Annotated in this window: 20 protein-coding genes; 14 read left to right on the forward strand and 6 right to left on the reverse strand. The window is 70.8% G+C overall.

The window, feature by feature from the left end:
* Window positions 1-49: 49 nt before the first annotated feature.
* From SSP24_RS13810 to SSP24_RS13845, 8 genes are all read left to right on the forward strand, one after another.
* Entirely contained in the window at window positions 50-1003 is a 954-nt protein-coding gene (locus SSP24_RS13810) for an ROK family protein (RefSeq protein ID WP_141309810.1), read from the forward strand.
* A gap of 105 nt (window positions 1004-1108) precedes the next feature.
* Window positions 1109-1339, forward strand: coding sequence for a hypothetical protein (locus tag SSP24_RS13815; protein WP_141309811.1), 231 nt, complete (start codon window positions 1109-1111; stop codon window positions 1337-1339).
* Window positions 1340-1480: 141 nt separating this feature from the next.
* Complete coding sequence (locus SSP24_RS13820; RefSeq protein WP_141309812.1) at window positions 1481-2521, forward strand: NUDIX hydrolase; 1041 nt, start codon at window positions 1481-1483, stop codon at window positions 2519-2521.
* Between the two features lie 259 nt (window positions 2522-2780).
* The gene (locus SSP24_RS13825) at window positions 2781-3725 is read left to right on the forward strand and encodes an ABC transporter permease (RefSeq protein ID WP_141309813.1); all 945 of its coding nucleotides are present in this window, start codon (window positions 2781-2783) and stop codon (window positions 3723-3725) included.
* A gap of 85 nt (window positions 3726-3810) precedes the next feature.
* Window positions 3811-5478, forward strand: coding sequence for an ABC transporter substrate-binding protein (locus tag SSP24_RS13830; RefSeq protein WP_141309814.1), 1668 nt, complete (start codon window positions 3811-3813; stop codon window positions 5476-5478).
* 6 nt (window positions 5479-5484) lie between these two features.
* Entirely contained in the window at window positions 5485-6477 is a 993-nt protein-coding gene (locus SSP24_RS13835; protein WP_141309815.1) for an ABC transporter permease, read from the forward strand.
* 62 nt (window positions 6478-6539) lie between these two features.
* Window positions 6540-7619 carry an ABC transporter ATP-binding protein gene (locus SSP24_RS13840; protein ID WP_141309932.1) on the forward strand — a complete coding sequence of 360 codons (1080 nt, stop codon included), beginning with the start codon at window positions 6540-6542 and terminating at the stop codon, window positions 7617-7619.
* A gap of 26 nt (window positions 7620-7645) precedes the next feature.
* Window positions 7646-8767, forward strand: a complete 1122-nt coding sequence (locus tag SSP24_RS13845) for an ABC transporter ATP-binding protein (protein ID WP_229865349.1) — start codon at window positions 7646-7648, stop codon at window positions 8765-8767.
* A 178-nt stretch (window positions 8768-8945) separates the two neighbouring features.
* Here the strand turns inward: SSP24_RS13845 and SSP24_RS13850 are convergent, their stop codons facing one another.
* Window positions 8946-10301 (reverse strand): dipeptidase, encoded by a 1356-nt coding sequence (locus tag SSP24_RS13850; RefSeq protein WP_141309817.1) that lies wholly within the window; start codon window positions 10299-10301, stop codon window positions 8946-8948.
* Window positions 10302-10483: 182 nt separating this feature from the next.
* Between SSP24_RS13850 and SSP24_RS13855 the strand changes: the two genes are divergently transcribed.
* Entirely contained in the window at window positions 10484-11734 is a 1251-nt protein-coding gene (locus SSP24_RS13855; RefSeq protein ID WP_141309818.1) for a geranylgeranyl reductase family protein, read from the forward strand.
* A 236-nt stretch (window positions 11735-11970) separates the two neighbouring features.
* Here the strand turns inward: SSP24_RS13855 and SSP24_RS13865 are convergent, their stop codons facing one another.
* Window positions 11971-12765 carry an AfsR/SARP family transcriptional regulator gene (locus tag SSP24_RS13865; RefSeq protein ID WP_141309819.1) on the reverse strand — a complete coding sequence of 265 codons (795 nt, stop codon included), beginning with the start codon at window positions 12763-12765 and terminating at the stop codon, window positions 11971-11973.
* A gap of 144 nt (window positions 12766-12909) precedes the next feature.
* On the opposite strand from SSP24_RS13865, the gene SSP24_RS13870 reads away from it, so the two are divergent.
* Genes SSP24_RS13870 through SSP24_RS13880 form a run of 3 tightly spaced genes read left to right on the forward strand, consistent with a single transcriptional unit; the run spans window position 12910 to window position 16996 of the window.
* A complete protein-coding gene (locus SSP24_RS13870; protein ID WP_141309820.1) occupies window positions 12910-15063 on the forward strand; it encodes an MMPL family transporter in 2154 nt (717 codons plus the stop codon).
* Between the two features lie 53 nt (window positions 15064-15116).
* Entirely contained in the window at window positions 15117-16334 is a 1218-nt protein-coding gene (locus SSP24_RS13875; RefSeq protein WP_141309821.1) for a sensor histidine kinase, read from the forward strand.
* Window positions 16331-16996, forward strand: a complete 666-nt coding sequence (locus tag SSP24_RS13880) for a response regulator (RefSeq protein ID WP_141309822.1) — start codon at window positions 16331-16333, stop codon at window positions 16994-16996. The genes SSP24_RS13875 and SSP24_RS13880 overlap by 4 nt, the downstream gene beginning before the upstream one ends.
* Here the strand turns inward: SSP24_RS13880 and SSP24_RS13885 are convergent.
* A complete protein-coding gene (locus SSP24_RS13885) occupies window positions 16957-17241 on the reverse strand; it encodes a DUF6332 family protein (RefSeq protein WP_141309823.1) in 285 nt (94 codons plus the stop codon). The genes SSP24_RS13880 and SSP24_RS13885 overlap by 40 nt on opposite strands.
* Window positions 17242-17498: 257 nt before the next feature.
* Window positions 17499-18980, reverse strand: a complete 1482-nt coding sequence (locus SSP24_RS13895; RefSeq protein WP_141309824.1) for an MFS transporter — start codon at window positions 18978-18980, stop codon at window positions 17499-17501.
* 86 nt (window positions 18981-19066) lie between these two features.
* Between SSP24_RS13895 and SSP24_RS13900 the strand changes: the two genes are divergently transcribed.
* The gene (locus SSP24_RS13900; protein ID WP_141309825.1) at window positions 19067-19462 is read left to right on the forward strand and encodes a MarR family winged helix-turn-helix transcriptional regulator; all 396 of its coding nucleotides are present in this window, start codon (window positions 19067-19069) and stop codon (window positions 19460-19462) included.
* A gap of 21 nt (window positions 19463-19483) precedes the next feature.
* Here the strand turns inward: SSP24_RS13900 and SSP24_RS13905 are convergent, their stop codons facing one another.
* Together SSP24_RS13905 and SSP24_RS13910 are read right to left on the reverse strand one after the other, a co-directional pair.
* A complete protein-coding gene (locus SSP24_RS13905) occupies window positions 19484-20224 on the reverse strand; it encodes a maleylpyruvate isomerase family mycothiol-dependent enzyme (RefSeq protein ID WP_141309826.1) in 741 nt (246 codons plus the stop codon).
* Between the two features lie 110 nt (window positions 20225-20334).
* Window positions 20335-20844 (reverse strand): RICIN domain-containing protein, encoded by a 510-nt coding sequence (locus tag SSP24_RS13910; protein ID WP_141309827.1) that lies wholly within the window; start codon window positions 20842-20844, stop codon window positions 20335-20337.
* A 238-nt stretch (window positions 20845-21082) separates the two neighbouring features.
* On the opposite strand from SSP24_RS13910, the gene SSP24_RS13915 reads away from it, so the two are divergent.
* Window positions 21083-22528: a glyceraldehyde-3-phosphate dehydrogenase gene (locus SSP24_RS13915; protein WP_141309828.1), complete on the forward strand. Its 1446-nt coding sequence runs from the start codon at window positions 21083-21085 to the stop codon at window positions 22526-22528.
* The last annotated feature ends 10 nt before the right edge of the window (window positions 22529-22538 follow it).

Here is a 22538-nt window from a genome sequence, read left to right on the forward strand (position 1 = left end):
CGCTGGGCCGGTCAGCCCATTTCCCAAGGTGACGGGGGATCTCACACTGATGCACACCGACCTCGTGGCCGCGCTCGACATCGGCGGCACCAAGATCGCAGGCGCGCTGGTGGACGGCGGCGGCCGGATCGTGGTGCGCGCCCAGCGCCCCACGCCCGCTCAGCAGGACGGCGACACCGTGATGCGGGCCGTCGAGGAGGTGATCGGCGAGCTCACCGCCGCGCCGCTGTGGAGCCGCGCCGACGCGGTCGGCATCGGCAGCGCGGGCCCGGTGGACGCCTCCGCGGGCACGGTCAGCCCGGTGAACGTGCCCGGCTGGCGCGACTATCCGCTGGTGGCCCGGGTCCGGGCGGCGACCGGTGGACTGCCCGTCGAGCTGATCGGCGACGGCGTGGCCATCACCGCCGCCGAGCACTGGCAGGGTGCGGCACGCGGCCACGACAACGCGCTGTGCATGGTCGTCTCCACCGGCGTCGGCGGCGGCCTGGTACTCGACGGCCGCCTCCACCCCGGCCCCACCGGCAACGCCGGACACATCGGCCACATCAGCGTGGATCTCGACGGCGACCCCTGCCCGTGCGGCTCGCGCGGCTGCGTCGAGCGCATCGCCAGCGGCCCCAACATCGCCCGCCGGGCCCTGGAGGCCGGCTGGCTGCCGGGCCCCGACGGCGACACCTCCGCCGCCGCGGTGGCCGCCGCCGCGCGCGCGGGCGACCCGGTCGCCGTGGCCTCCTTCGAGCGCGCCGCCCAGGCCCTGGCCGCGGGCATCGCGGCCACCGCGACCCTGGTCGAGATCGACATCGCCGTGATCGGCGGGGGAGTGGGCAAGGCGGGCGAGGTGCTCTTCGCGCCCCTGCGCAAGGCTCTCGCCGACTACGCGACCCTGTCGTTCGTCCAGCGCCTGACCGTGGTGCCGGCCCAGATGGGCACCGACGCGGGCCTGGTGGGGGCCGCCGCGGCGGTCCTGGGCAGGAGGGCGGACGCCGCGGCGGCAGGTGTGTGAGGGCCGCGTCGGCAGGAACGTTCAGCCGGAGTCCGCGGTGGCGGCGGGGTCGTTGGATCTGTATTTGGTGCGTGACCCCGGAACGGGTCCGCCAGTTGATCGGGCATGAAGAAGCGCAGCATGCTCGCCATCGCCTCCCTCGCCACCGGTTTCGTCGTCGCGGCGGTCACCCCTTCCCACGCCGTGGGTGAGGGGCTGGGCAACATCGACGTCGCGGACACCCTCAGCAAGCTCGACAAAACCCTCGCCAACGAAAACCTGCGGCTGGACCACGGCGGCACGGGTGGCCACCACAGCGTCAACAACAGCGGCAAGCAGAGTCACAAGGCCCACTGAGGCAGCGGACAGCGATACGGCGAAGCGCCGGGCCCCGCAAAGGGGTGCCGGCGCTTCCGCTTGTGCACCCTCAACTGGGGCTGGTTTCCGTGGCAGGGTGAAGCGGGCAAGGCACAGGGGGCCAACAGAAGAGGGGGAACCGTGATCGTCTGGATCAACGGCGCGTTCGGTGCGGGGAAGACCACCACCGCACGGGAACTGATCGACCTGATCCCGAACAGCACGCTCTTCGACCCCGAGGTCATCGGCGGCACACTCACGCACCTGCTGCCGGCCAAACGCCTCGCCGAGGTCGGCGACTTCCAGGATCTGCCGATCTGGCGACGCCTCGTCATCGACACGGCGGCCGCGATGCTCGCCGAACTCGGCGGCACGCTCGTCGTGCCCATGACCCTGCTGCGCCAGGAGTACCGCGACGAGATCTTCGGCGGCCTCGCCGCCCGCCGGATCACCGTCCGGCATGTCCTGCTCGCCCCGGCCGAAACGATCCTGCGCGAGCGGATAGCAGACCGTGAGATACCGCAGGACCTGCCCGACGGCGAGATACGGGTGCGGCAGTGGTCTTACGACCAGATCGAGCCGTACAGGGCCGCCCTCGCCTCCTGGCTCACCGCCGACGCCCACCTCGTCGACAACGGTGCGCTCACCCCGTACGAGACCGCCGCCCGGATCGCCGAGGCCGTCAGTTCCGGTGCCGTGCCGGTCTGCGACATCGTGCAGACCCCCGAACCCACCGCCGAGACACTCGCCGCCGGTGTCCTCCTCTTCGACGAACAGGACCGCGTGCTGCTCGTCGATCCGACCTACAAGGCGGGCTGGGAGTTCCCCGGCGGGGTCGTCGAACCGGGCGAGGCGCCCGCCCGCGCCGGCATCCGCGAGGTCGCCGAGGAGACCGGGATCCACCTGGGCGACGTACCGCGCCTGCTCGTCGTCGACTGGGAGTCGCCCGCGCCGCCCGGGTACGGCGGTCTGCGCCTCCTCTTCGACGGTGGCAGCCTCGACTCCGCGGAGGCACGGCAGCTGCTGCTGCCCGGTCCCGAACTGCGCGGCTGGCGTTTCGTCACCGAACAGGAGGCGGCCGGTCTCCTGCCGCCGGTCCGCTACGAGCGGCTCCGCTGGGCGCTACGGGCCCGGGAACGCGGGGCGGCGCTGTATCTGGAGGCGGGGGTGCCGGTCGGCTGAGGCGGCGCCGTGCCGCCGCCGGTGCGTCCGGCTGCCGTACCAGATGTAAGGAAACTCCCCGACAACGGTAGGAGTCCGTTGAGCCATGCATCAATGACCCTTCCCGGTCTCGTCAACTCTCTGCCATAAGAGCAAATAGTCCCCCTTTCTGCCTCATTTCTGATTGACCGGGCTCGAAAACCGTTGCGAAAGTGCGCACAGTTTCGCCGCGCCGGTCACGGGCGCCACCCGATTTCCTTTCACCCAGGGGCAGATCCGCATGACGAGTTCCAGGCAGCCGCCGACGCGTGCAGCCCTTCAGCGCATCCGGCGGGACAAGGTCACCATGACCGCGCTGGTGGTCCTGCTCCTCTTCGTCGTGATCGCGCTGCTGGCCCCGCTGCTCACCAAGGTGACCGGCTGGGGTCCGATCAGCCCCGACAACGCGGCCATCAACCCCGACACCGGCAACCAGCCGTACGGATCCCTCGGCGGCATCAGCCTCACCCACCTGCTCGGCGTCGAACCCGGAACGGGATACGACCTGTTCGGCCGGATCGTCTACGGACTGCGCACCTCGCTGCTCGTCGGCTTCGCCTCCGCCCTGCTGTCCACCGTCGCCGGTGTGGTGGCCGGGCTCGCGGCCGGCTACTTCGGCGGCTGGGTCGACAACCTGCTGTCGCGGATCATGGATGTGATGCTGGCGTTCCCGCAGCTGCTGTTCATCATCGCTCTCACCCCGGTGATCCAGAACGCGCTGCAGACCAACAGCCACGGCGGTACCAACGAGAAGCTCCGGCTGGTCGTACTGATCGGCAACATCGCGTTGTTCTCCTGGGCCTACACCGCCCGCCTGGTGCGGGGCCAGGTGCTGTCCCTGCGCGAACGGGAGTTCGTCGACGCCGCGCGGATCATGAGCGCCGGCCGGCGGCACATCCTCTTCCGTCAGCTGCTGCCGAACCTGTGGGCGCCGATCCTCATCTCCTTCGCGCTCGCCGTCCCGCAGAACATCACCACGGAGGCGGCGCTGTCCTACCTGGGCGTCGGTGTCATCCCGCCCAGCCCGGACTGGGGAGCGCTGCTGTCGGACGCCTCCCAGTTCTTCCTGCAGGACCCGATGTACCTGTTCATCCCCGGCGTCCTGCTCCTGATCCTCGTCCTCGCCCTCAATCTCCTCGGGGACGGCATACGGGACGCCCTCGACCCCCGCGCCCAGCGCGGCTGACGGGCTGCCACCCAGGCGGCCGGCCCCGGCGGTCCACCGACGTGGGACCCAGGCCGAGCCCATGACAAGAACGGAGTTTTCCCCCATGACGCGCACCCGGCGCACAGTCGCTCTCTCGGTGTCCGCCCTGGCCGTCGCCCTCGGGGCCACGGCCTGCGGCGGCGGCTCCGCCGCCGACGCCGGTGGCAGCCCGGTCAAGGGCGGCACGCTGACGATCCTCGACAGCGCGGACTACGACCACCTCGACCCCCAGCGGACGTACTACACACAGCCCGACAGCACCGATGAACTGCTCGTCCGCACCCTCACCACCTGGGACGAGACCGGCGCCCGACCCAAGCTCGTGGGAGACCTCGCCACCAGCACCGGAACGCCCAGCAAGGACGACACGACCTGGACCTTCCACCTGCGGCCGGGCATCAAGTGGCAGGACGGCAGCGACGTCACCGCGCAGGACGTCAAGTACGGCATCGAGCGTGGCTTCTCGGGCGACATCAACGGCGGCCCGCCGTACGCGGCGCAGTGGCTGGTCGGCGGCGGCAGCTACAAGGGCCCGTACGGCGGCAAGCAGCTCGCCTCGATCCAGACGCCGGACCAGAGCACGATCGTCTTCCACCTCAGCCGGCCCGTGGCCGACTTCAACGAGGCGACGGCCATGACCAACTGGTCGGCGGTGCCCAAGGCCCACGACACCGGCTCGACGTACGACACCCACGTCTGGTCCGACGGGCCGTACATGATCCAGTCGTACACCCACAACAAGGAACTCGTCCTCGTCCGGAACAAGTACTGGAAGCAGTCGACCGATCCGGTCCGCGAGCAGAACGTGGACGAGTTCGACGTGAAGTTCGGCCAGGACCAGAGCGCCATCGACCAGCAGATCAAGTCGGACGGCCCAGCCGCCCAGACCGCGACCATGCAGTACCCGATCGCCGGCTCCGACCTGAACTCGATCGCCAACGACCCGACGCTCAAGTCGCGTTACTACAAGATTCCGGCACCGGGCATCAACTACCTGGCGATCAACCAGAACACGGTCAAGAACCTCAAGGTCCGCCAGGCCATCGAGTACGCGATCGACAAGGCCACCGTCCGCGGCGCCTTCGGCGGTGCGGCCTACGGCGAGTACGCGAGCACGATGCTGAGCCCCGGCATCGGCGGCTACAAGAAGTTCAACCTGTACAGCACCGACCCGGCCGGTGACCTCACCAAGGCCAAGGCGCTGATGCGGCAGGCGGGCAACCCGAAGCCGACCCTGTCGCTGGCCGTGGAGGAGACGCCCACGCAGGAGCACTTCGCCGACGCGGTGAAGACGTCCCTCGCCAGGATCGGGATCGACGTCAACATCGTCCCGATCCAGACGGCGAACTACTTCAGCACCGTCGACAACCTCAAGAACCAGTACGACCTGACCTGGGGCGACTGGATCGCCGACTGGCCGAACGCCTCGACCGTGCTGCCCACCCTCTTCGACGGCCGGCTGATCGCCAAGAACCCGCAGGCCAACCAGGACCTGTCGTACCTGAACGACCCGAAGGTCAACGCGATGATCGACAAGGCCGCGAAGACGACCGACCTCACCCGGCGCAACGCCATCTACGGCGACATGGACGAGCAGATCATGAAGGACGCCGCCGTGGTGCCGTTGATGTACATGGACTTCAGCGAGCTGGCCGGTTCCAAGGTCGGGGGGATCATCCCGGACCCCATCCTCGCCGAACCCAGCCTGGTGCACGTCTACGTCAAGCACTGACCCGACATGTTTCGCTATCTCGTCCGGCGCCTGCTGGCAGCGGCCCTGATCCTCCTGGTGATCAGCGTCATCACCTTCTTCGTCTTCTTCGCGCTGCCCTCCGACCCCGCCCTGCTGGCCTGCGGAAAGACTTGCTCACCCGCCCGTCTCGCGGAGATCAGGCACTCACTGGGCCTCGACCGGAGCACCGTGGTCCAGTTCTGGGAGTTCTTCAAGGGGCTCTTCGCCGGCCGCGACTACGGCGACCAGAGCGTGCGGATCCACTGCGGCGCACCGTGCCTCGGGGTCTCGTTCCAGACCGACACACCCGTCCTCACCACGCTGCTGCAGAACTTCCCGGCGGACCTCTCGCTCGGCCTCGGGGCCGCGGCGGTCTTCCTCGTCGCCGGCCTCGGGCTGGGCACGCTGGCCGCGGTCCGCAGGGGCAGGGCCACCGACAAGCTGGCCGTCGGGGCGGCCCTGTTCGGCGTCTCGCTGCAGATCTACTTCGTCGGACTGCTGTTGCTGTACCTGTTCGTCGACAAGTGGCAGCTCCTGCCCGCCGCCGGGTACACCCCGATCACCCAGGATCCGGTCGCCTGGTTCCAGGGGCTCCTCCTGCCCTGGGCCACCCTGGTCATCGTCTACCTCGCCCTGTACACCCGGCTCACCCGCTCCTCCATGCTCGAAGTCTTCGGCGAGGACTACATGCGCACCGCACGGGCCAAGGGGCTGCCGGCCGGCAGGGTCGTCCTCAAGCACGGGTTGCGGGCCGCGATCACCCCGGTCGTCACCATCTTCGGCATGGACGTCGGTTCGCTCATCGGCGGCTCCGCGGTCATCACCGAGTCGGTGTTCGGCATCAACGGCATCGGCAAGCTGGCGGTGAACTCGGTGCAGAACTCCGACCTGCCGGTCATCCTCGGCACCACTTTGTTCGCCGCCACGTTCGTCGTCCTCGCCAACGTGGTCGTGGACCTGGTGTACGGCCTCGTCGACCCGCGCGTACGCCTCGCCTGACCCAGAACACCAAGGAAACGCCAGTGTCCCAGCCGACCAAGGAATCACCCGAGTCCCAGCCCATGGAGGGTTCGCCGGAGTCCCCGCATGCCCAACCACGGCCCTTGGCCGTCTCGACCGCCACCCCCGCGTTTCTCGACGTACGGGATCTGCGCGTGCACTTCCCGACCGAGGACGGCGTCGTCAGATCCGTCGACGGAGTGTCCTTCACCCTGGACAAGGGCCGGACCCTCGGCATCGTCGGCGAGTCCGGGTCCGGCAAGTCGGTGACCTCCCTGGCCCTGCTCGGGCTGCACAAGGGCACGCGCGCCCTGGTCTCCGGCGAGGTCTGGCTGGACGGCAGGGAACTCGTCGCCCTGCCGGAGAAGGAGATGCGCCAACTACGGGGCAGCACCGTGTCCATGATCTTCCAGGACCCGCTGTCCGCGCTGCACCCATTCTTCACCGTCGGCGCCCAGATCGCCGAGGCCTATCGCGTGCACCACCAGGTCTCCAGGAAGGAGGCGAACGACCGCGCCGTGGAGATGCTCCAGCGCGTCGGCATCCCGCAGCCCCGGCGCCGGGCGAAGGACTACCCCCACCAGTTCTCCGGGGGCATGCGGCAACGCGCCATGATCGCCATGTCCCTGGTCTGCGACCCCGCGCTGCTGATCGCCGACGAGCCCACGACCGCCCTGGACGTCACCGTCCAGGCGCAGATCCTGGACCTGATCGGCGACCTCCAGCAGGAGTTCGGGTCCGCCGTCGTGATCATCACGCACGACCTCGGCGTGGTCGCCGGCGTCGCCGACGACATCCTCGTGATGTACGGCGGCCGACGGATCGAGTACGGCACCGTACGGGACGTACTGAAGCGGCCCCAACACCCCTACACCTGGGGCCTGCTGCAGTCGATGCCGCATATCGCCGGCGACGTCGACCGACGGCTGAACCCGATCCCCGGCTCTCCGCCCAGCTTGATCAACCTCCCCGGCGGCTGCGCCTTCCATCCGCGCTGCCCCCACAAGGGCCAGGTCCCGGACGGCCGTTGCTCGCTGGAACGGCCCGAACTGGTCCCGGTTCCCGGCACCGCCGAGCACATCGCGGCGTGCCACCTGGTCGCGGACATCCGCGGCGGCGAGAACACGCGGGCCGCACAGTGACGGCAGCGGACGAACAGGAGCGTGCCGTGAGCACCACCACCCATCCCATCCTCGCGCGCCAGGCCCCCGCGCACGACAACCTCCTGGAAGTCACGGGCCTGCACAAGCACTTCCCCATCCGGCAGGGCATCCTCTTCCAGCGCCGGATCGGGGCCGTACGCGCCGTGGACGGCATCGACTTCTCCGTCGGGGCGGGAGAATCGCTGGGCCTGGTCGGGGAGTCCGGCTGCGGCAAGTCCACGACGGGCCGCCTGATCACCCGGCTGCTGGAACCCACGGCCGGGACGATCACGTTCGACGGCGAGGACATCACCCACACGTCCGTGTCAGGGATGCGGCAGGCGCGCCGGAACCTCCAGATGATCTTCCAGGACCCGTACTCGTCGCTGAACCCGCGCCACACCGTCGGCACCATCATCGAGACGCCGATGAAGCTCAACGGCGTCAACCCGCCACAGGGCCTCAAGCGGCGCGCCCAGGAACTGCTGGAGACGGTCGGACTCAACCCCGAGCACTACAACCGCTACCCGAACGAATTCTCCGGCGGCCAACGCCAACGCATCGGCATCGCCCGCGCCCTCGCCCTGCGGCCCAAGCTCATCGTCGCCGACGAACCCGTGTCGGCGCTGGACGTGTCCATCCAGGCCCAGGTCGTCAACCTGCTGCAGGACCTGCAACGGGAGTTCGGCATCGCCTTCGTCTTCATCGCCCACGACCTCGCCGTCGTCCGCCACTTTTCCGAGCGGGTCGCGGTCATGTACCTCGGCAGGATCGTGGAGATCGCCGACCGGGAGGCGCTCTACGCACTGCCCCGGCACCCCTATACGCACGCCCTGCTGTCGGCCGTACCCGAGGCCGATCCGGACCTCACCGGGGCGCGCGAGCGCATCCGGCTGGCCGGAGACGTACCCTCGCCCATCAACCCGCCCTCCGGCTGCCGTTTCCGCACCCGCTGCTGGAAGGCCCGGGACAAGTGCGCGACCGAGGAGCCGCCGCTGGTCCGCATTCCGGGCAACGCCGAGGGACACCTGACCGCCTGCCACTTCCCCGAGGAACCGACGACCGCGCCACGCGCCGACGTCGTCCTCGATCCGGCGCTCGCGGCGATGGAGGAGACGTCGACGGGGACGACCGGCATGCCGACCTGAGGGGGCGGGGAGCCACAGCGGCCCAGGCTGACCGGGAGCCGGACGGCCGGCCACCGTCCGCCGCGCGGAGCGGGCGTCGGGGGAGGCCTGTCGTCCCGGTCCGGTGAGGCGGCGTTCGGTTCGCCGCGCGGAGCGGGCGTCGGAGCAGGCCCCGCCGTCCCGTCCGGTGACGCGGTGCTCAGCTCGCCGCGTAATTGCGCAGGAAGAGGGCCTCCGCCACGGAGAGCCGCTCCAGTTCCTCCGGGGACACGCTCTCGTTCACGGCGTGGATCTGGGCCTCCGGCTCGCTCAGGCCGATGAGCAGGATCTCCGCGCGGGGGTAGAGGGCGGCGAGGGTGTTGCACAGCGGGATGGAGCCGCCCTGGCCGGCGTACTGCATCTCCTGACCCGGGTACGCCGTCGCCATGGCGTCGGCCATCGCCTGGTACGCCGGGCTGGACGTGTCCGCGCGGAACGCCTGGCCCTGGCCGATCTGCTCGGTGCTCACCCGCGCGCCCCACGGCGTGTGCGCTTCGATGTGCGCCTGGAGCAGCTTGGTCGCCTCGGCCGCGTCCACGCCCGGCGGCACCCGCAGGCTGATCAGCGCGCGGGCGCTCGCCTGCACGGACGGGGTGGCGCCGACGACCGGCGGGCAGTCGATGCCGAGCACGGTCACGGCCGGACGCGCCCAGATCCGGTCGGCGACCGTACCGGAGCCGATCAGCCCGACCCCGTCCAGCACCTTGGCGTCCTTGCGGAACTGCCCCTCGTCGTACTGCAGTCCGTCCCACCGCTCGTCGCTGGTCAGCCCGTCGACCGTCGTCGACCCGTCCTCCGCGCGCAGCGAGTCCAGTACGCGGATCAGCGCGGCCAGCGCGTCCGGCGCGGCGCCGCCGAACTGGCCGGAGTGCAGATTCCCCTGGAGGGTGTCGACCCGGACGCGCAGCAGGGTCATACCGCGCAGGGTCGAGGTCACCGTGGGCAGTCCGACGCGGAAGTTGCCCGCGTCGCCGATCACGATCGTGTCGGACTGAAGCAGCTCCGGGTGCTCCTCGGCGTACCGCTCCAGGCCACCCGTGCCCATCTCCTCGGAGCCCTCGGCGATCACCTTCACATGCACGGGCACCCCGCCGTTGGCCTTGAGGGCGCGCAGCGCGAGCAGGTGCATGATCAGGCCGCCCTTGCAGTCCGCGGCACCACGGCCGTACCAGCGGCCGTCGCGCTCGGTCAGCTCGAAGGGCGGGGTGATCCAGCCGGCCTCGTCCAGCGGCGGCTGCACGTCGTAGTGGGCGTAGAGCAGCACGGTCTTCGCGCCCGCCGGCCCGGGCAGGTAGCCGTACACCGACTGCGTCCCGTCCGGGGTGTCGAGCAGCGCCACGTCCTCGAAGCCCTCGGCGCGCAGCGCGTCCGCGATCCAGCGTGCGGCGCCCTCGCTCTCACTGCGCGGGAACTGGTCGAAGTCCGCCACCGACTTGAAGGCCACCAGCTCGGTGAGCTCCGCCTTCGCCCTGGGCATCAGCGAGGCGACGGTCTCGGCGACCGGATTCGACGACATGGGCACGCTCCTCGTAGGTGCGACGTTGTACTTCGTGGGCATCCGCGACCACGCGGGTGTAGGCGCGCCCTGGTGTGCGGGGCGCATACGGTGCCGATCCTCCCACAGCGGCCCGCGGCGATCACCGCCGTAGGATGCGGGGGACAGATCGGCAGGCGGCGGATCGGGAGCAGTAGACCATCGTGAGCAGCGAGAACTCTTCGGCGGACGACGGGCGGCAGGTGTGGGACGTCGTCGTGGTGGGCGCGGGACCCGCGGGGGCCTCGGCGGCCTACGCGGCGGCGGTCGCGGGGCGGCGTGTGTTGCTGCTGGAGAAGGCCGAGCTGCCCCGCTACAAGACGTGCGGCGGCGGGATCATCGGCCCCTCGCGCGATGCGCTGCCGCCCGGGTTCGACCTGCCGCTGCGGGACCGGGTGCACGCGGTGACGTTCGCCAACAACGGCCGCTTCAGTCGCACCCGGCGCTCCAAGCAGATGCTCTTCGGGCTGATCAACCGGCCCGAGTTCGACCAGCAGCTCGTCGAGCACGCGCAGAAGGCGGGCGCCGAGCTGCGCACGGGCGTCACGGTGTCCCGGGTCGAGCAGCACGGGTCGGCGGTGCCGGACCGGCGTACGGTCGCCGTCGTACTGCAGGGCGGTGAGACGCTGCTGGCGCGGGCCGTGGTCGGCGCGGACGGCAGTGCCAGCCGGATAGGCGCGCACGTCGGGGTCAAGCTCGACCAGGTGGATCTCGGCCTGGAGCTGGAGATCCCGGTGCCGGACACGGTCGCGGAGGACTGGCAGGGGCGGGTCCTCATCGACTGGGGGCCGATCCCGGGCAGTTACGGGTGGGTCTTCCCCAAGGGTGACACGCTGACGGTCGGGGTGATCTCCGCGCGCGGTGAAGGCGCCGCGACCAAGCGGTACTTGGAGGACTTCGTCGGGCGGCTGGGGCTCGCCGGTTTCGAGCCGAGCGTCTCTTCCGGGCACCTGACCCGCTGCCGCGCCGACGACTCGCCGCTGTCGCGCGGGCGTGTGCTGGTGTGCGGTGACGCGGCGGGGCTGCTGGAGCCGTGGACGCGCGAGGGCATCTCGTTCGCGCTGCGGTCGGGGCGGCTCGCGGGGGAGTGGGCGGTGCGGATCGCGGAGGCGCACGACGCGGTGGACACGCGCCGGCAGGCCCTGAACTACGCGTTCGCGATCAAGGCCGGGCTGGGTGTGGAGATGGCGGTCGGCAGGCGGATGCTGACGGTGTTCGAGCGGCGGCCCGGGCTCTTCCACGCGGCGCTGACCGGGTTCCGCCCGGCGTGGAAGGCATTCATGGACATCACGCGGGGCGCCACATCCCTGGGCGAGCTCGTCCGCACGCATCCGATGGCCCAGCGCGCCCTGACCGCGCTGGACCGCCGGGCGGCTGGCGCCGGGACGGCTGAGACCGGCGAGGTCAGCCCCTGAGATCCGTCGCGCCGGTCTCTGTGGCGCCCGTCGGAGGAGTTGCGGCCGGAGGCGGTGCGGAGGCTGCCGATGTCGCGGCCGACCTGCTGTCCGAGGTGAGGAGCGTGGAGGATCGCGAGGCGTTCTTCCGGCATGCTGTCGGTCGGCTCGCCCACACCGTCGGCCTCGTCCTTCCGCAGGGGCCGAGCCGCGCTGGACCGCCGGGCCGCGCATGAGGGCCCGGCCGGGCAGGGCCGTCAAGGCACCGGCACCGGTGGCAAGGGCAGCAGGTTCGGGTCCTGGCGCAGGATCCGGGCGTGCAGTGAGCGGAGCGCGGGACCCGGGTCCGCGCCCATCGCCTCGGCCAGCCGCTGCCGCGCACCCTCGTACGCGGCCAGCGCGTCCGCCGGGCGGCCGGTGCGGCACAGGGCGAGCATCAGCAGCTCGACGAGCCGTTCCCGCAGCGGGTGCGCCGCGACGAGGCGGACGAGTTCGTGGACGTACTCGAAGGACCGACCGAGTTCGATCTCCCCGGTCAGGCGCGCTTCGAGGACGGTGAGGCGTTTCTCGGCCCAGCGCAGGCGCTCCGCCGTCAAGTACGGCGCCTGGAGGCCCTCGGCGAAGTCGCCGCGCCACAACTCCTCGGCCGCGCACGCCAGTTCGACCGCGCGCCGCACCTCTCCGGCGTCCCGGGCGGCGAGGGCGGCGTCCACCAGCCGACGCCGTTCGCGCAGGTCGGCGATCTCCGCGCCGGTCAGCCGGTACCCGGCGCCCGTCCACGCCAGCTCCGGCCCGGCGCCCAGCGCGCGGCGCAGGCCGGAGACGTACTTCTGGACGAGCTTGCGCACATGTACCGGCGGTGCGCCGCCCCACACGGCCTCGACCAGACCGTCGTAGGAGAGCGGCCGCCCCTCCTGGAGCAGCAGGACCGCGAGCACTGCTCTCTGTTTGGGCGGGCCGAGCGGGATTTCCACGCCGTCACGCAGGGCACGCAGCGGGCCGAGCAGCTCGAAACGCAGGCCGTGCGATGTGCCGGTCATCCCCTCACCCATGCGTTGAGCGTATCCCGAGCCTCCTTTTCCGGCGGATCATCTCCATGGCCGCCCATCCCCACATTCCAGCGGATCTTCCAGTGCCCCTTCCAGCGCCCGCCGCCACCCTGACCCGACAGCGAACCCCGGCGAAAGGCCCCCGACATGCTCACCCGCCTCGGCCGGATGGCCGTGCGGCACAGTCGTGCCGTCCTCATCGGCTTCCTGCTCGCCTTCCTCGGCCTCGGTGCGTACGGCGCCGGCGCCCAGGGCGACCTCGATCTGTCCCGTTGGGACTCACCGGGCACGGAGTCGGTGCGGGCCGGGGAGGAGTTGCGCGACCACTTCCGCACCGGGAACCCCAACCTTGCCGTGCTCGTCACGGCCCGCGACGGCGACGTCGACAGCCCGGCCACCGAGCAGGCGGCCCGCGAACTCACCGCGGAGGTCGAGCGGTTGCCGCTCGTCACCGACCTCACCTCGTACTGGGACGCCGGCAGCCCCGCCCTGCGCGGCGAGGACGGCCGCCGCGCCCTGATCCTCGCCCGCCTCGAAGGCACCGCCACCGAGACCCGCGCCGAACTCGCCAAGACCTCGCCCCAGTTGACGCGTACAACGCCCCAACTCGACATCACCGTCGGCGGCCAGGAGGAGATCTCGCGTCAGGTCGGCGAACAGGCCCGCACCGACTTCCTGCGCGCCGAGGCCTTCGCCCTCCCGGCGGTGCTCCTCCTGCTGATCCTCGTCTACCGGCGCACGGCGGCGGCCCTGCTGACCGTCGCGGTCGGTCTCCTCTCCGTCCTCGGCACCCTCGCCGGACTGCGGGCGATCGCCCAGTTCACGGAGGTCTCGACCTTCGCCGCCAACCTCGCACTGGTCCTCGGCCTCGGGCTCGGCGTCGACTACAGCCTGTTCGTGATCAACCGATACCGCGAGGAGCGCGCCGCGGGTCACGATCAGCCCACATCCGCCGTCCGGGCCACCCGCGTGGCAGGGCGCACCGTCGCCTTCAGCGGGGTCACCGTCGCGGTGTCGCTGTGTGCGCTGCTGGTGTTCCCGTTCTTCTTCCTCAGCTCGTTCGCGTACGCCGGTGTCCTCGTCGTCTGCTGGGCCGTCGCCGGCGCGGTGCTCTTCCTCCCCGCCGCCCTCGCCCGCTGGGGCCACCGCGTGGAACGCCCCACCGCGCCCGCCTCCGGCTTCTGGCACCGGACCGCGCTGACGGCGATGCGCCGGCCGCTCGTCGCGGGCGCCGGCGTGCTCACCGTCCTCCTCATCGCCGCCTCCCCGCTCCTCGGCCTCCGCTTCGGCCTGCCGGACGAGCGCACACTCCCCGCGGGCACCTCCTCGCGCACCACCTCCGAGATCGTGCACCGGGAGTTCGCGGCCGAACCCACGGACACCGTCCAGATCGTCCTCGGCGAACAGGTCAGTACGCGCGCGTACGCCACCGCACTCTCCCGCCTGCCGGGCGTCCACCAGGTCGACGCGCCCGAGGGCACCTACCAGGACGGCCGCCGCACCGGCGCCCCCGGCCAGGACCGGCTGACGGCACCCGACGGACGCGTACGACTGGCCGTCGTACCCACCCAGCAGGCCATGTACGGCGACGTGCCCGCCTTCGTCGACCGGATCCGGGACACCCCGGCCCCCGCGCCCGCGCTGGTCGGCGGCTACCCCGCCGAGACCACGGACTTCCGCGCCACGCTCCTCGACCGGCTCCCGCTCGCCGTCGCGCTCGTGCTGGTGGCGACGTACGTGATCCTCTTCCTGATGACCGGCAGTGTGCTGCTGCCCGCCAAGGCGACCGTGCTCAATCTGCTGAGCCTGTCGGTGATGTTCGGCTGTCTGGTGTGGGTCTTCCAGGACGGGCATCTGTCCGGGCTCCTCGGCTTCACGCCGACCGGGTCGATCGAGCCGAGCATTCCGGTGCTGATGTTCTGTGTGGCGTACGGGCTGTCGATGGACTACGAGGTGTTCCTGCTGGCGCGGATCAAGGAGGAGCACGACCGGACGGGCGACACGGTGCGGGCCGTGGCGGAGGGCATTCGGCGCAGCGCCCCGCTGATCACCGCGGCGGCCGGGATTCTGGCGCTGTCCTTCCTGTCGTACGCGACCGGCGGTGTCGTCTTCCTCAAGGAGTTGGGCATCGGCACGGCGCTGACGATCCTCGTCGACGCCACCCTCATCCGGGTGGTGCTGCTGCCGGTGACGATGCGGCTCGCGGGGCGGGCGAACTGGTGGGCGCCGCGGTGGCTGCGCGGGCTGCGGGTCCGGGAGGGCGGTGGGGAGAAGGACGTACTTCGCGGGGAGTACGTGTGATCACCTCGCCCGGCTGACGCCGTGCGGCGTGGGGGCGGTCTAGCGTGGCGGACATGGAGGAGCAGTGGGGACGTCGTGGCGGGTGGTGGCGGTACGGGCCGCCGTGGCCGGGCCGCTGGGACGAGGAGCGGCTGGGCCGGTGGCCGTGGCGCTCCACCGTGCTGCTCACCGCCTTCGTGCTCGTGGGCTCCGGCTTCGCCGCGCACGCCCAGGAGGGGGAGCGGGCGGCGCTCGACCCCTTCGCGCGCGTGCTGCTGGTGGTGGCGGCGGGGGCGCTGCTGTGGCGGCAGCGGTTCCCGGTGCCGGTGGTGTTCGGGAACGCGGTGGCCGTCGCGGTGTATCTGGGCGCCGGATATCCGTACGGGCCCGTGCTGCTCACCGTCGCCGTCGCCTGTTTCAGCGCGATTGTCGCGGGGCATCGCAGGGCCGCGTGGGCGGCGCTGGGGATGCTGTGGGCGGCGCATGTGCTGGTCGCGCACTGGCTCTACCAGTGGCTGCCGCCGTCCGGGGACGCGCCCGCCGCCTGGACGCAGGAGATCGTGACCGCAACGTGGGTGGTGGCGATCGTGGCGCTGTCGGAGCTGGCCCGGACCCGGCGTGAGCAGTGGGCGCGGGAGCGGGCCGAGCGGGCGCAGGCGGCGCGGCGGCGGGCCGACGAGGAACGGTTGCGGATCGCGCGCGAACTGCACGATGTGCTCGCGCACAGCATCTCCGTGATCAATGTGCAGGCGGGCGTCGGTCTCGCCCTTCTCGACAGCGACCCGGAGCAGGCGCGGACGGCGCTCACCACCATCAAGGACGCCAGCAAGGAGGCGCTCGGCGAGGTCCGCCAGGTGCTCGACACGCTGCGAACGCCGGGGGACGCGCCGCGCACTCCGGCGCCCGGCCTGGACCGGCTGCCGGAGCTGGTCGAACAGGCGGCGAGCGCCGGGCTGACGGTGACGGTCGAGGGCGAGTCGCCCCGCCTGCCGCCCGGGACGGACCTCGCCGCGTTCCGGATCGTCCAGGAGGCCCTCACCAATGTCGTACGGCACTCCGGGTCGCGGCACGCGCGCGTGCACCTCGATCAGACGGGCGGCGCGCTGCGGCTGCGCATCGACGACGACGGACCGGCGACCGGTGCCGACGCGGGCGGCAGCGGCAACGGACTGGCCGGAATGCGGGAACGGGCGGCCGCGCTGGGTGGCACCATCGAGGCGGGCCCGCGACCCGACGGCGGCTTCCGGGTGCTCGCCACGCTGCCGCTGACGAGAAAGGACGACGACCGGTGATCCGCGTAACTCTCGCCGACGACCAGTCACTGGTCAGGGCCGGTTTCAAGGCGCTGCTGGATGCGCAGCCGGACATCGAGGTGGCCGGTGAGGCCGCCGACGGTGAGGAGGCGGTGCGCACGGTGCGTGAACTGCGGCCCGACGTCGTGCTGATGGACATCCGGATGCCCGTCCTCGACGGCCTGGCCGCGACCCGTCGGATCACCGAGGACGCGGCCCTGAAGGACGTGAAGGTGGTCATGCTGACCACCTTCGAGCTGGACGAGTACGTCTTCGAGGCGATCCGCTCCGGCGCCTCCGGCTTCCTGGTCAAGGACACCGAGCCGGAAGAACTCCTGCGCGCGGTTCGGGCGGTGGTCGCGGGGGACGCGCTGCTCTCGCCGGGCGTGACGCGGCGGCTGATCGCCGAGTTCGCGGCCCGCTCCAAGGAGCCCGCGGCCGCCGACGCCCTCGCCGAACTCACCGAGCGGGAGCGGGAGGTGATGGCCCTGGTCGGCATCGGCCTGTCCAACGAGGAGATCGCCCGCCGCCTGGTCGTCAGCCCCCTCACCGCGAAGACGCACGTCAGCCGCACGATGGTGAAGCTGGGCGCGCGGGACCGGGCCCAACTGGTGGTGCTGGCCTACGAGTCGGGGCTGGTGCGGCCGGGCTGGCTCGGCTGAGTCGTGTGCCGGAAGCGGACGAGCACGGCGATCACTCGTACGACGAACAGCACCGGCCCGAGGACCAGTCCCGCCCGGACCAGCCAGGTCTCCACCACGCGGGGCAGTGCGAAGAGCCACGCCGGACCGGCGACCGCCCCGACGACCACCGCCGCCGCGAAGGCCGCGCTGCACAGCGCGTACCCGATCTCGACGGTGATCGCATCCCGCTCGGCCTGCGTACGCCGCCCCCCGTAGGTCTCCATGACCCGCATCAAACATGCGTACGCCCGACGGAGCAAGCAGGCCCCGCCGGGCGTACACCGGAGACGGTCCCCTAGGGCCTGTCGTTTGGATCATGTCGGCGTCGCGGGGTCTGGCACGCGCATCTGCCGCGTTGTCGTCGGTTGGCGACGCGCCGCGTCGCCGCCCTCCTCCGCCTTGCAGCTGCACGCGCCAGACCCCGCTCGGGTCGGCTGAAAAGCGCAGTCTCTCTCAGCCGACCTGATCCAAACGACAGGCCCTAGTCGCGGACCGGTACGCGCTCCGCTTCCGTCTCCTTCACCATGGACTGGGTGACCACAACGGTCTGCTGCGCACGCTTCGTGCGTAGTCCCGACAGCGCGATCAGCAGGCCGGCGACGGCGATTCCCGTCACCACGATCAGGCCCGGCCGGTAGCTGTCGAGGACGGCCTGCGGGGTGGCGTCCTCAGGGGTGCCCGCGGTCACCACCGCCGTCACCACGGCGAGGAAGATCGCGCCGCCGACCTGCACGGACGTGTTGAGCAGGCCGGAGACCATGCCCTGCTCGTGGTCGTCGACGCCGTTGGTGGCCTGGATGTTGAGCGACGGGAACACCAGCGCGCAGGCCGCGCCGATCAGCAGCATGCTGGGCAGGATCGCGGCCGCGTAGACCGGGTCGAGGTCGACGCCGAGGAACAGCGCGTAGCCGACGACCATCAGCGCGAAGCCCACCGCGAGCAGGCGCTGGGTGCCGAACCGGTCCACGATCGAGCCCACGCTCGTCGACGACAGCGCCACCAGCGCGCCCGCCGGCAGGAACGCGAGCGCCGTGTGCAGCGCCGACCAGCCGAGCAGGGACTGCATGTACAGCGTGACCAGGAACTGGAAGCCGACGTACGAGCCGAAGAAGGTCATCGCGCCGAGCTGGGCGCGGATCTGGGTGCCCGAACGCAGCACACCGAGCCGGACCAGCGGCCCGGGCGAGCGGCGCTCGACCACGACGAAGACGGTGAGCAGCACGGCGACGGCGAGGAACGACAGCAGCGTGCGGGCGGAGGCCCAGCCGACTACCGGCGCCTGCACGACGGTGAAGACCAGCAGCAGCATCGAGGCGGTGCCGATGACGGCGCCGGGGATGTCATAGCCGTTGTGGTCGCGTTCACGGGCGCTGCGCGGCAGCAGCTTCAGGCCCGCGATCAGGGCTATCAGGGCGATCGGCGCGGGCAGCAGCATGGTCAGCCGCCAACTGGCCTCGGTGAGCAGGCCGGACAGCACCAGGCCCATCGAGAAGCCGGTGGCGGCGCAGGTGGTGTAGATGGCCAGGGCGCGGTTGCGCAGCGGACCCTCGGGGAACGTGGTCGTGATGATCGACAGGCCGGCGGGGGCCGTGAAGGCCGCGCTCAGGCCCTTGATGAAGCGGCTGGCGATCAGCAGCGGGCCGGAGTCGACCAAGCCGCCGAGCAGCGAGGCGAGAGCGAACACACCCAGGGCCACCAGGAAGACCTGGCGCCGGCCGAGCAGGTCGGCGGTGCGGCCGCCGAGGAGGAGCAGGCCGCCGTAGCCCAGGATGTAGCCGCTGACGACCCACTGCAGGGCCGAGGTGGACAGGCCGAGGTCGGAGCCGATGGACGGCAGGGCGACGCCGACCATCGAGACGTCCAGCGCGTCGAGGAACATCGCGGCGCAGAGCACCAGCAGGGTGCCCCACAGCCGGGGGGTCCAGCGTCCCTCGGACGCCGAGGTGGTGAGCGGAGAGGTCATGACACCGAACACTACATGCGCATGCATCCAATGCAAGCGCATTTAATGCTGAGGCAATAAATTCACTTCTCTGCTACGGTGCCGTCATGGCGGCGAAAAAGGCCGAGCAGGCGCTTGTTGACCAGTGGCGGGACATCCTGGCCCTGCACGCGCGCACGCAGTGCGAGATAGACCGCGCACTGCACCAACACGGCCTGTGCGCCAGCGACTTCGAGGTACTCGACGTGCTCGCCTCCGGCCCCGCGCCCGACACCGGCGCCTGCTCCCTGCGCGTCCAGGAGATCTCCGAGCGGGTCCACCTCAGCCAGAGCGCGCTGTCCCGGCTGGTCGCCCGGCTGGAGAAGGACGGGCTCCTGGAACGCACCATGTGCCCCGAGGACCGGCGCGGCGTCCGGGTGGCGCTCACGGCGAAGGGACGCGCCCTGCACGGCGCGGTGCTGCCGGTGCAGCGGGCGGTGCTGACCCGGATGCTGACGGACTGACCCACGCCACGGGGCCGGACGTCAGCGCCAGACGATGCCGGACTTCTCGCGCCACAGGTCGGCCGGCGCGCTGTCCCCACCGACCTCGGGAAACGGCAGCCGGTTCCAGAGCGAGAGATACAGCCGTACGGCCGGTCCGCTGATTTCGCAGTCGGCGGCACCGGCGTCGTCCCGCTCCGTCACCGGCGGTTGCGCGGACAGCCGTACGGTCCACACCGCGTCGTCCGCGTCGGTCGCCCGCACCCGCAGCACCCGGGGCTCCTCCGTGCGCACGGCGCTCTTGGGGCGGGCGTGGAAGCCGCGCAGCAGTTCGTCGATGCCGTCCACCGCGAACTCGCGGGCAATCTCCGCGCTCGTACCGCCGCGCGCCGCCTCGGCGTCGAAGCGGTGCACGGTCGTCTCGTGCGCCTGCCGCCGCGCCCAGGAGGCCAGCGAGGAGGGGGCGGGCAGCACCTGCCAGCACTGGACGTCGGGCGGGGCGGCGTAGAGGGTGTCGACGAGCCGGCGGTGCCCCTCCCGGTACCAGGTCAGCAGGTCGTCGCCGTCCAGGTCGGGCAGTTCGCCTCCGGGCTGGTACGAGGTCCGCGCCTCGGCGACGAAGGCGGTCGCCCAGCGGTGCACCATGCCCGTGTGCCGCAGCAGGTCCCTGACCTGCCAGTCCGGGCAGGTCGGCACCTTGGCACCGGTCCCGGCCTCGGCGGCGGCCGCGGCGAGCAACCGGCCCTCGCGGTCCAGGGTGTTGATGAAGTCGGCGATCTCCATGTGCGTGAGTCTGCCGCATGGAGTGCGGTCGAGGGGGAGTGTCTTTCCTCAATACGGGCAATGCCGGACGGGCTGGTCGGCCGCCCGTCCGGCATTGCGTGGGAGCTGCGTCAGATCCGGTCGATCGACCACCAGACCTTGGCGATGTTGGAGTCGGGCTCCAGGACGACGACCTCGTTCAGTCCCGCGCCGTAGTACGGCGTCATGACCTGGCGGGAGCTGACGTTGGTGAGCTTGTACAGGCCGGCCCGCTGCTCCAGGGTCCACTGGAACTCAGGGGTGTGGTTGCACGTGCCCTGGGTCAGATACGTCTTGCCGTAGTACGGCCCCCCGGGCTTGAGGCACTTGCCGGTCTTGGTGTTGCGGATGAGGTAGCCGTCGTAGGAACCCTCGAAGTTCCACTGGTCGCCGCCGTACGTGTAGGCCGCGTTCCAGGCGTACATGTAGATGCCGTCGGCGGAGCTGTTGCCGTAGCCCTGCGGCAACAGGCTGCCGCCGGTGGCGTTGTTGAGCACCCGGTACGTCGGGTCTGCCGCGTTGGCGGCCGAGACGGTCACTCCGCCCAGGAGGACGGAGAGCAGGCCGAGGAGGATGCTCAGCCGGGTGAGGACGCGCTGCATGAAGAGCCCCTTCTGCTGGTTCTTCCCGATGCGCTCGCGCCCACCTGCGCCGGGCGCGACACGCCAGATGAACGTAGCGAAGAGGTAACGATTCGCCGGATTTGCCTCTGATTTTTCATACCATCAGGTGCTTTCCACCTTTTAAACAAGGATCGGGATCCCGCCCGACCACCGGGTGAATGATCGAATCGAGGGTGTGGTTAGCATATGAGCGCCACCTAGCTCGAAAGATAGGCCCGTGACTGTCAACGACGACTCGTTCACCAACTGGAAGAACCGCGAGGAGATCGCGGAGTCGATGATTCCGATCATCGGGAAGCTGCACCGCGAGCGGGACGTCACCGTCCTGCTGCACAGCCGCTCCTTGGTGAACAAGTCGGTCATCAGCATCCTCAAAGCCCACCGCTTCGCCCGCCAGATCGCCGGCGCCGAGCTCTCGGTCACCGAGACGATGCCGTTCCTGCAGGCGCTCACCACCCTCGACCTCGGCCCCTCCCAGATCGACATCGGCATGCTCGCCGCCACGCACCTGGCCGACGACCGCGGCCTGAGCGTCGAGGAGTTCACCGCCGAGGCCGTCGCCGGTGCCACCGGCGCCAACAGGATCGAGCGCCGCGAGCCGCGTGACGTCGTCCTCTACGGCTTCGGCCGCATCGGCCGCCTGGTCGCCCGTCTGCTGATCGAGAAGGCCGGGTCCGGCAACGGCCTGCGGCTGCGCGCCATCGTCGTGCGGGGCGGCGGTGAGCAGGACATCGTGAAGCGCGCCTCGCTGCTGCGCCGCGACTCCATCCACGGCCAGTTCCAGGGCACGATCACCGTCGACGAGGCGAACAGCACGATCATCGCCAACGGCAACGAGATCAAGGTGATCTACTCCGACGACCCGACGTCGGTGGACTACACGGCGTACGGCATCAAGGACGCCATCCTCATCGACAACACCGGCAAGTGGCGCGACCGCGAGGGCCTGTCCAGGCACCTCCAGCCGGGCATCGCCAAGGTTGTGCTGACCGCCCCCGGCAAGGGCGACGTCCCCAACATCGTGCACGGCGTCAACCACGACACCCTCAAGCCGGACGAGAACATCCTGTCCTGCGCGTCCTGCACCACCAACGCGATCGTCCCGCCGCTGAAGGCGATGGACGACGAGTTCGGCGTGCTGCGCGGCCACGTGGAGACCGTCCACTCGTTCACCAACGACCAGAACCTGCTGGACAACTACCACAAGGCCGACCGCCGGGGCCGCTCCGCGCCGCTCAACATGGTCATCACCGAGACCGGCGCCGCCTCCGCCGTCGCCAAGGCGCTGCCCGACCTCAAGGCGAAGATCACCGGCAGCTCGATCCGCGTCCCCGTGCCGGACGTCTCGATCGCGATCCTCAACCTCCAACTCGCCCGCGAGACCACCCGCGAGGAGGTCCTCGACCACCTCCGCGAGGTGTCGCTGACCTCGCCGCTCAAGCGCCAGATCGACTTCATCACCGCCCCCGACGCGGTCTCCAGCGACTTCATCGGCTCGCGCCACGCCTCGATCGTCGACGCCGGCGCCACCAAGGTCGAGGGCGACAACGCGATCCTCTACCTCTGGTACGACAACGAGTTCGGCTACTCCTGCCAGGTCGTCCGCGTCGTCCAGTACGTCTCCGGGGTCGAGTACCCGACCTATCCGGCACCGGTCGCCTGATCCCGCACGC

The organism is Streptomyces spinoverrucosus, assembly GCF_006539505.1.
Taxonomy (GTDB): domain Bacteria; phylum Actinomycetota; class Actinomycetes; order Streptomycetales; family Streptomycetaceae; genus Streptomyces; species Streptomyces spinoverrucosus.

Excerpts from the sequence above, each read along its gene's own strand:
- SSP24_RS13810 (WP_141309810.1), top strand. The coding sequence starts at position 50 with ATGCACACCGACCTCGTGGCCGCGCTCGACATCGGCGGCACCAAGATC.
- SSP24_RS13815 (WP_141309811.1), top strand. The coding sequence starts at position 1,109 with ATGAAGAAGCGCAGCATGCTCGCCATCGCCTCCCTCGCCACCGGTTTC.
- SSP24_RS13825 (WP_141309813.1), top strand. The coding sequence starts at position 2,781 with ATGACGAGTTCCAGGCAGCCGCCGACGCGTGCAGCCCTTCAGCGCATC.
- SSP24_RS13830 (WP_141309814.1), top strand. The coding sequence starts at position 3,811 with ATGACGCGCACCCGGCGCACAGTCGCTCTCTCGGTGTCCGCCCTGGCC.
- SSP24_RS13835 (WP_141309815.1), top strand. The coding sequence starts at position 5,485 with ATGTTTCGCTATCTCGTCCGGCGCCTGCTGGCAGCGGCCCTGATCCTC.
- SSP24_RS13840 (WP_141309932.1), top strand. The coding sequence starts at position 6,540 with ATGGAGGGTTCGCCGGAGTCCCCGCATGCCCAACCACGGCCCTTGGCC.
- SSP24_RS13850 (WP_141309817.1), bottom strand. The coding sequence starts at position 10,301 with ATGTCGTCGAATCCGGTCGCCGAGACCGTCGCCTCGCTGATGCCCAGG.
- SSP24_RS13865 (WP_141309819.1), bottom strand. The coding sequence starts at position 12,765 with ATGGGTGAGGGGATGACCGGCACATCGCACGGCCTGCGTTTCGAGCTG.
- SSP24_RS13870 (WP_141309820.1), top strand. The coding sequence starts at position 12,910 with ATGCTCACCCGCCTCGGCCGGATGGCCGTGCGGCACAGTCGTGCCGTC.
- SSP24_RS13875 (WP_141309821.1), top strand. The coding sequence starts at position 15,117 with ATGGAGGAGCAGTGGGGACGTCGTGGCGGGTGGTGGCGGTACGGGCCG.
- SSP24_RS13885 (WP_141309823.1), bottom strand. The coding sequence starts at position 17,241 with ATGGAGACCTACGGGGGGCGGCGTACGCAGGCCGAGCGGGATGCGATC.
- SSP24_RS13895 (WP_141309824.1), bottom strand. The coding sequence starts at position 18,980 with ATGACCTCTCCGCTCACCACCTCGGCGTCCGAGGGACGCTGGACCCCC.
- SSP24_RS13900 (WP_141309825.1), top strand. The coding sequence starts at position 19,067 with ATGGCGGCGAAAAAGGCCGAGCAGGCGCTTGTTGACCAGTGGCGGGAC.
- SSP24_RS13905 (WP_141309826.1), bottom strand. The coding sequence starts at position 20,224 with ATGGAGATCGCCGACTTCATCAACACCCTGGACCGCGAGGGCCGGTTG.
- SSP24_RS13910 (WP_141309827.1), bottom strand. The coding sequence starts at position 20,844 with ATGCAGCGCGTCCTCACCCGGCTGAGCATCCTCCTCGGCCTGCTCTCC.